The organism is Methylobacterium sp. FW306-05-D (assembly GCF_058782155.1).
On sequence record NZ_JBYSXL010000027.1, the window covers coordinates 48,561 to 55,438 of the forward strand.

Consider the following 6,878-nt stretch of genomic DNA (forward strand, 5'->3'; position numbering starts at 1 on the left):
CCCGCCGGCGGTTTACATCCGGGCAGGCTTCCGGGACCATGGCGGCGTGTTCGGTCGCCGGGACCTTCGGGCCCGGCCCGGACGCGCGGAAGGCCCCTGCGCGGATGCGGGATCGACGCGCCGACGCACGCCTCCGCCCTCGAGTCCACGGAGGCGGTCGCTCGGCGGCCGGATCAGCCATGCGCCGCAACCGCCACGCCAAGATCGTCGCCACCGTCGGCCCGGCCTCGTCGACGCCGGAGATGCTGCACCGCCTGTTCCTGGCCGGTGTCGACACCTTCCGTCTCAACTTCAGCCACGGCACCCAGGACGATCACGCCCGGGTCCACGGGGCGATTCGCGCTCTGGAGCGCGAGACCGGTCGGCCGATCGGCATCCTGCAGGACCTGCAAGGGCCGAAGATCCGCCTCGGCACCCTGGCGGGCGGGCGCCTCGACGTCGCGCCCGGCGAGACGCTCCGCTTCGTTCTCGAGGGCGCCGAGGGCGACCGGAACGCCATCCCCCTGCCCCATCGCGAGATCTTTCTGGCGGTGGCGCCGGGGCAGGACCTGCTCATCGACGACGGACGGGTGCGCGTGCGGGTCACCGGTCTGACCGGCGACAGCCTGGAGGCCGAGGTGATCACCGGCGGGACGCTCTCGAACCGCAAGGGCGTGAACCTGCCCGGCACCCTCCTCGACCTCTCGCCGCTCACGGCGAAGGATCGGGCCGACCTCGCCTTCGGGCTCGAACTCGGGGTGGACTGGGTCGCGCTCTCCTTCGTGCAGAAGCCGGGCGACCTGATCGAGGCCCGGGCCCTGATCGGCGACCGGGCCGGGCTGATGACCAAGGTCGAGAAGCCCCAGGCCCTGGAACGCATCGACGACATCATCCGGCTCTCCGACGCCGTGATGGTGGCGCGCGGCGACCTCGGGGTCGAGATCCCGCACGAGGACGTGCCCGGGCGCCAGAAGGAGCTGATCCGCGCGTGCCGGCTGGCGGTCAAGCCGGTCATCGTGGCCACCCAGATGCTCGACTCGATGGTCTCGGCCCCCACCCCGACGCGGGCGGAGGCCTCGGACGTGGCGACCGCGATCTACGATGGGGCGGACGCGGTGATGCTGTCGGCGGAATCGGCCACGGGGCAGTTCCCGGTCGAGGCGGTGGCGATGATGGCGCGCATCATCCACAGCACCGAGACGCACAAGCTCTACCGCTCGCTGATCACCGCCACCGATCCGGGCGAGGAGGAGACGCCGCCCCACGCGGTCGCCAGCGCCACCGCCGCCCTCGCCGACGCGGTGGAGGCGGCCGCCATCGTGGCCTACACCCTGAGCGGCACCACCGCGGCCCGGATCGCCCGGCGCCGGCCACAGGTGCCGATCCTGGCGCTGACCCCCGATCTCGCGACCTCGCGCCGGCTGTGCCTGCTCTGGGGGGCGCACAGCCTGCGGGCCGACGAGGTCTCCTCCTACGAGGCGATGGTGGAGAACGCCCTCGCCCATGCGGTCGAGGAAGGCTTCGCGCTGCCCCATGCCCGCGTGGTGATCGCCGCCGGCATCCCCTTCGCCGTCGCCGGCACCACCAACAACATCCGGGTCGCGCAGGTCCCGGCGCGCTGAGTGCGGGCCGGCGGGGGATGCGCGGGTGCGGCCGGGATGGTCGAGCCGGCGACACAACTGGTACAGCCCCGACGACAACCTTGCCTTGTTCTTGACGGGGCCGATCACTAGCCTGTGTTTTCTCGGTGCAGTCCTGGGAATGTCTCGGGACCGGCCGGCTATTTAGCGATGCTTTAAGGTCGCGGCTTCTACGCCTTTCCGGGCGTGGACGGCGCCGTCGCGCCGTTCGCCCGGGGCGGAGGCCAGCGCATCCCCGTCCGCCCGACATGCCCCCGACCCCTCCCACCTGGACGATAACCGTGACGATCAGAACCGCCGGCGCCTTCGCGGCCCTGTCCCTTGCCACGCTCGCGCCGGCCCTGGCCGCGCCCCGGGAGGTCGGCGTCGTCGCCAAGGTCGACCGCCAGGCCGTGGCCCTGCAGGCCGGACAGTCCCGCGACATGGCTCCCCAGGGGCCGGTGTTCTTCAAGGACATGATCCGCACCGGCGCCGAATCCCGGCTCGAGGCGAAGCTCGCGGACGACACTGTCCTGACCCTGGGCGAGAACGGTAAGATCACGGTGGACGAGTTCGTCTACAAGCCCGGCGCCGAGGGCGGAAAACTCGCCCTCTCGGTGGCGCGCGGCGCCTTCCTCTTCGTCGGCGGCAAGATCGAGAGCCCGACCGGCGGCAACGTCGCGATCAGGACCGCCGTCGGAACCCTCGGGGTGCGCGGGACGACGGTCTGGGGCGGCGCCATCGACGGCGGCTACGGCGTGCTCGTCCTCGACGGCGAGGTGGTGCTGCGGACGAAGCGCGGCAGCGTGCTGATGCGCAAGGGCCAGGGCACCATGGTGTATGGCGGCCGGGCACCCGAGGCGGCCGCGCCCTGGCCGGAGGACCGGACCAAGCGCGCCGTGGCGACGATCACGATCAGCGAGCAGGCCCGCTTCGTCCCGACCCTGGGACGTTGAGGCCCGGCGCCGCTCCGGCCGGACCGGTGGGCTTCCGGGCGCCGTTCCGGTAGCGTCCGGTTCCGCCCGCGCGGCCGCGAGGGTCCCGGTTCACCCGATTTCTGGAGTTCGCCTCGGTGCAGGCCTTCGACACGCCCGTCCCCCTGGCGACGCTGGCCGCCCTCATGGTCACGATGGCGGCCAAGCACTACCTGATCGACTTCGTCGCGCAGACCGACTGGATGGCCCGCGGCAAGGAGCGGGTCACCGGCTGGGCCGCGCCGCTCGCCGTCCATGCCGGCACGCACGCCCTCGGCACCCTGGCGATCGCCCTGCTCTACCAGCCGGCCCTGTGGCGGCTCGCGCTCCTCGACTTCGTGGTCCACGGTCTGATCGACCGGGCCAAGACCCTGGTGGCCCACCGCACGCGCTGGCCCATGACCGATCCGCGCTTCTGGTGGCTGATGGGCTTCGACCAGTTCCTGCATCAGGTCACCAACATCGCCCTGGTTGTGCTGCTGGTCCTCGGCTGACCCCTCGGCGCCGCTCCCCCGAGGGCCCTCAGGCCGCCATGCTGACCGAGCGCTCCCCGGCGCGGATGCGGCGGGCATGCAGCGCCAGGATCGGATCGTGCGGGTCGGCCTCGTGCAGGCGCAGCAGGGCCTCGGCGCCCCCCGCCTCCCCGCGCACCAGGCGGCCGAAGGCCTCGCGATAGGCGTCCGGCGCCTCGGCACCCGCCCTGACCGGCTCGAACACCTCGACGCCCACCGACTTGCCCTTCAGCATCAGCGTCCCGATCGGACGGAAGCCGACGCCGGAGACCCGGTCGCAGGTGGCGCGGGCGATGCAGATCCGGGTGCCCAGAGCCTTGTTGGCGGATTCGAGCCGGGCGGCCGTGTTGATGGCGTCGCCGTGGGCCGTGTAGTCGAAGCGCCGGGTGCCGCCGAAATTCCCGACCACGGCCCGCCCGGTATTGATGCCGATGCGGGTCGCGCCGAAGGGTACGCCCCCGGCGCGCTGATCCTTCCGGAACGCCTCCGCGAAGGCGTCGAGGGCGAGTGCGCAGGCGACCGCCCGCTCGGCATGGTCGGGCTGGTCGAGGGGCGCGTTGAACATCACGTGCACTGCGTCGCCGACGATCTTGTCGACGGTGCCGCCATGGGCCATCGCGATGGAGCACATCCCGTCGAGATAGGCGTTGAGCAGGGCGACCAGGGCCTCGGCGCCCGAGGCCTCGGTCATCGCGGTGAAGCCCTCCAGATCGGTGAACAGGAAGGTCATCTCGCGGCTCTCGCCGCCGAGCTTGAGCCGGCCGGGATCGCTCGCCAGCACCGCCACGAGGTCCGGCGAGAGGTAGTGCGTGAAGGCCGCGCGCAGGCGCTGGGCCGAGCGCTCCGAACCGGCGTAGCGGACGAGGCTGCCGCCCGCATGGGCCACCAGGAGACCGAGGGTCGGCAGGGTCGGGTCGAGCAGCAGGCCGCCCCGGGCGAACAGCGCCACGGCGGCGAAGGCCGGCACGGGCGCCAGGAAGGCGATGCCGAGGCCGGCGTTGCGCAGGCGGGCGAAGCCGCAGGCCAGGGCGGCGGCGAGCCCCAGCAGCAGCGCCGCCACCACCTCCGCGCCGAGCGCCCAGGCCGGCCGGATCAGCGCGTGTCCGGCGAGCGCCTGGTCGAGACCCATAGCGTGCAGGTTCACCCCGGGCTCGAACGCGGTCATGGGCGTCGGGCGCAGGTCCGACAGGCCGAGGGCGCTGGTGCCGACGAAGACCGCCCGGCCCTGGATCGCGCCGCGCAGGCCGGCGCGTCGCTCGGGATCGAGTAGCGTCCAGGCGGGGATCGTCGGCGTCGAGCGCGCGGCCGGAAAGTGCAGCGCGAGGGCGCCGGTGGCGTCGACGGCGAGGTCGACCGCGCCGACGCGGATCGTGTAGCCCGTGAGGGTCGCGCCGTCGCGCTCGGCCCGCACCTTGAAGGTCTCCTCGTCCTGCATCACCCGCAGGGCGTCGAGGGCCAGCGACGGCACCAGGCGGTCGCCGACCACGGCGAGGAGCTGCAGGCGCCGGTTGATCTCGTCGCTGCCCGCCGAGACGCTGAAGCTGCCGTGGCCGGCGGCCGCCGCGTCGAGGACGGGCAGGTTGGGAACGGCACCCGGGTAGTACGGGACCGTGAGCCGGGGATCGCCGTCGATCGTCGCGAATCCTGCGCTCCGCGGGAGGGGCGCGGCGCCGGGTTCGGCCGTGGGCACGAAGCCGGCCACGACCCGGCCGCGGGCGAAGACCGCCGCCAGGGCGGCATCGTGATCCGGCAGCTGCCCGCGGGCCCCGGCCGCGCGAAAGCCGAAGCGCCGCTCCCAGTCGGGAACCAGCAGGGCCGGCGAGGTGCGGTCGGGCTCGGCGAAGACCATGTCGAGGGCGATCACGCCGGCGTCGAGATCCTGCAGCGCCGCGACGAGATCCGCCACCACGTGGCGCGGCCAGGGCCACTGGCCGTGCCGCTTCAGGCTCTCCTCGTCGATGTCGACGACCCGGACCGCGTCGCGCTGCGGGACCCGGGGGCTCAGCCGCTGGAAGCTGTCGAAGGTGGCCTGGCGCAGGCGTTCGAACGGCGCCGGGGCCGCGGCGCGCAGGCCGAGCAGCGCCAGCACCAGGGCAAGGCCCGCGCCCACCGGGACGAGGCGTCGTGACAGGGACATGCGGGGACCGGGCTCCGGGCGGGGCGTCTTCCGGGACAGTCTCGCGCCGGCGTGCTGAGATCCCGTTAAGGATAGGACGCGGAGCGCGCGGGAACGCGTCCGCCGTTCGCCAGCCCTTAACCGATCGCAGCCACGGTCCGCCTCGGGCCAGCCCTGTGCCCAGCCTGGAACCTTCCGTGCCGAGTTCCCAAGCGCCGAGCCTCGACCATGTCCACCTGCCGGCGGGCGCGCGCCTGTTCTCGGCCGGCGATCTGGGCGACGCCGCCTACCTGATCGTCAGCGGCCGGCTGGAGGTCGTCATCGAGCGCCCGGACGGCGACCTCATCCTGGCGCATCGCGGCCCCGGCGAGATCGTCGGCGAGATGGCGATCCTCGACCACCAGCCGCGCTCGGCCGCGGTCCGCGCCCTGGAGGACAGCGAACTCGTCGTCATCACCGAGGAGCAGCTCTCGCACCGGATCGCCCAGACCGACCCGATCCTGCGCATGTGCCTCGGCGTGGTGCTCGCCCGCTACCGCCAGACCGTGACGATCCTCGAGCAGATGAAGGGGGCCGCGCCACAGCCCGTCCTCGGCGCCGATGCGCCTCCCTCCGAGACCTTCGCGGCGGCCCTGGGCGCCCTGTCGCTGGAGCGCGAGATCCGCGCGGGCCTGCGCAACGGCGAGTTCGAGCTGTTCTTCCAGCCCATCGTGCGGCTGTCGTCGCGGCGGCTCGCGGGCTTCGAGGCCCTGATGCGCTGGCGCCACCCGACCCGCGGGCTGGTGCCCCCGATCGAGTTCATCCCGGCGGCCGAGGCGTCGGGCCTCATCGTCGAGCTCACGGCGCACGCCTTCGACGAGGTCGGGCGCGTCTTCCCGGAACTGCTGCTCGCCGCCCAGCAGAATGCCGGCGCGCTGGACGGCCCCCTGTTCATGACCGTGAACGTCTCGGGGCGCGACCTCGCCGGCGCCTCCTTCCCGGAGATGATCGCCGATTTCCTCGCCCGCACCGAGATCGCCCCCGCCAGCCTCAAGATCGAGGTGACGGAGAGCATGCTGATGGACGATCCCGAGCGCGCCGCCGCCGCCCTGACCCAGTGCCGCACTGCCGGCCTCGGGATCGCGATTGACGATTTCGGGACGGGCTATTCCTCCCTGAGCTACCTCAGCACCCTGCCGGTGACGACGCTGAAGATCGACCGCGCCTTCGTGCGGACGCTCCTCGCCGACCAGACCAGCCGGGGCATCGTGCAGACCATCCTGCGCCTGGCCGACGACCTTGCCGTCACCGTGGTGGCCGAGGGCATCGAGGAGGCGGCCGAGGCCGATCTCCTGTCCGGGATGGGCTGCGCCTTCGGCCAGGGCTTCCATTTCGGGCGCCCGGCGCCCCTGGCCGGGGCGCTCGAGGCCATCCGCGACTGGCCGGAGGCGGAGCCGCCGCCCGCCGGTCTCCGGCTGATCGCCTGACCGGCACCGCGGCCTGACAGCGGCCGCCGCCCGGCGCGTGATCAGCCGAAGAGGATCATCGCCTTCGACACGGTGCTCCAGATGCCCCAGGCGATGGGCAGGCCGACCGCGACCCAGGCCAGCACCGCGAGGGGCGTGACGCCGCCGCGGCCGATGCCGTGGTCGCCGGACCGAACGGAACGCTCAGGCGGCCAGGGACAGGGCCGCCGCGA

At 73.2% G+C, this 6,878-nt stretch carries 6 protein-coding genes; 4 read left to right on the forward strand and 2 right to left on the reverse strand.

All coding sequences use genetic code 11. The annotated features are described in order from the left end of the window. The first annotated feature begins 179 nt into the window (after positions 1–179). The 3 genes from pyk to AC3WLN_RS11795 all read left to right on the forward strand — a co-directional run bounded on the left by pyk (position 180) and on the right by AC3WLN_RS11795 (position 3,066). Positions 180–1,601 carry a pyruvate kinase gene (gene pyk, locus AC3WLN_RS11785; protein ID WP_492481354.1) on the forward strand — a complete coding sequence of 474 codons (1,422 nt, stop codon included), beginning with the start codon at positions 180–182 and terminating at the stop codon, positions 1,599–1,601. Between the two features lie 299 nt (positions 1,602–1,900). Further along, positions 1,901–2,554 (forward strand): FecR family protein, encoded by a 654-nt coding sequence (locus AC3WLN_RS11790; RefSeq protein WP_492481356.1) that lies wholly within the window; start codon positions 1,901–1,903, stop codon positions 2,552–2,554. A gap of 116 nt (positions 2,555–2,670) precedes the next feature. Beyond that, a complete protein-coding gene (locus AC3WLN_RS11795) occupies positions 2,671–3,066 on the forward strand; it encodes a DUF3307 domain-containing protein (RefSeq protein WP_492481358.1) in 396 nt (131 codons plus the stop codon). A 28-nt stretch (positions 3,067–3,094) separates the two neighbouring features. Here the strand turns inward: AC3WLN_RS11795 and AC3WLN_RS11800 are convergent, their stop codons facing one another. After that, on the reverse strand, positions 3,095–5,221 hold the full coding sequence (locus AC3WLN_RS11800; RefSeq protein WP_492481360.1) for a CHASE2 domain-containing protein: 2,127 nt from the start codon (positions 5,219–5,221) through the stop codon (positions 3,095–3,097). A gap of 176 nt (positions 5,222–5,397) precedes the next feature. Here AC3WLN_RS11800 and AC3WLN_RS11805 point away from each other — a divergent pair, with 176 nt between their 5' ends. Then, on the forward strand, positions 5,398–6,666 hold the full coding sequence (locus AC3WLN_RS11805; protein ID WP_492481362.1) for an EAL domain-containing protein: 1,269 nt from the start codon (positions 5,398–5,400) through the stop codon (positions 6,664–6,666). A 41-nt stretch (positions 6,667–6,707) separates the two neighbouring features. Here the strand turns inward: AC3WLN_RS11805 and AC3WLN_RS11810 are convergent, their stop codons facing one another. Next, positions 6,708–6,791 carry an MFS transporter small subunit gene (locus AC3WLN_RS11810; protein ID WP_492481366.1) on the reverse strand — a complete coding sequence of 28 codons (84 nt, stop codon included), beginning with the start codon at positions 6,789–6,791 and terminating at the stop codon, positions 6,708–6,710. Between the last annotated feature and the right edge of the window lie 87 nt (positions 6,792–6,878).

Bases quoted from the DNA above. Each gene is read 5' to 3' on its own strand.
- pyk (WP_492481354.1), top strand. From the start codon at position 180: ATGCGCCGCAACCGCCACGCCAAGATCGTCGCCACCGTCGGCCCGGCC.
- AC3WLN_RS11800 (WP_492481360.1), bottom strand. From the start codon at position 5,221: ATGTCCCTGTCACGACGCCTCGTCCCGGTGGGCGCGGGCCTTGCCCTG.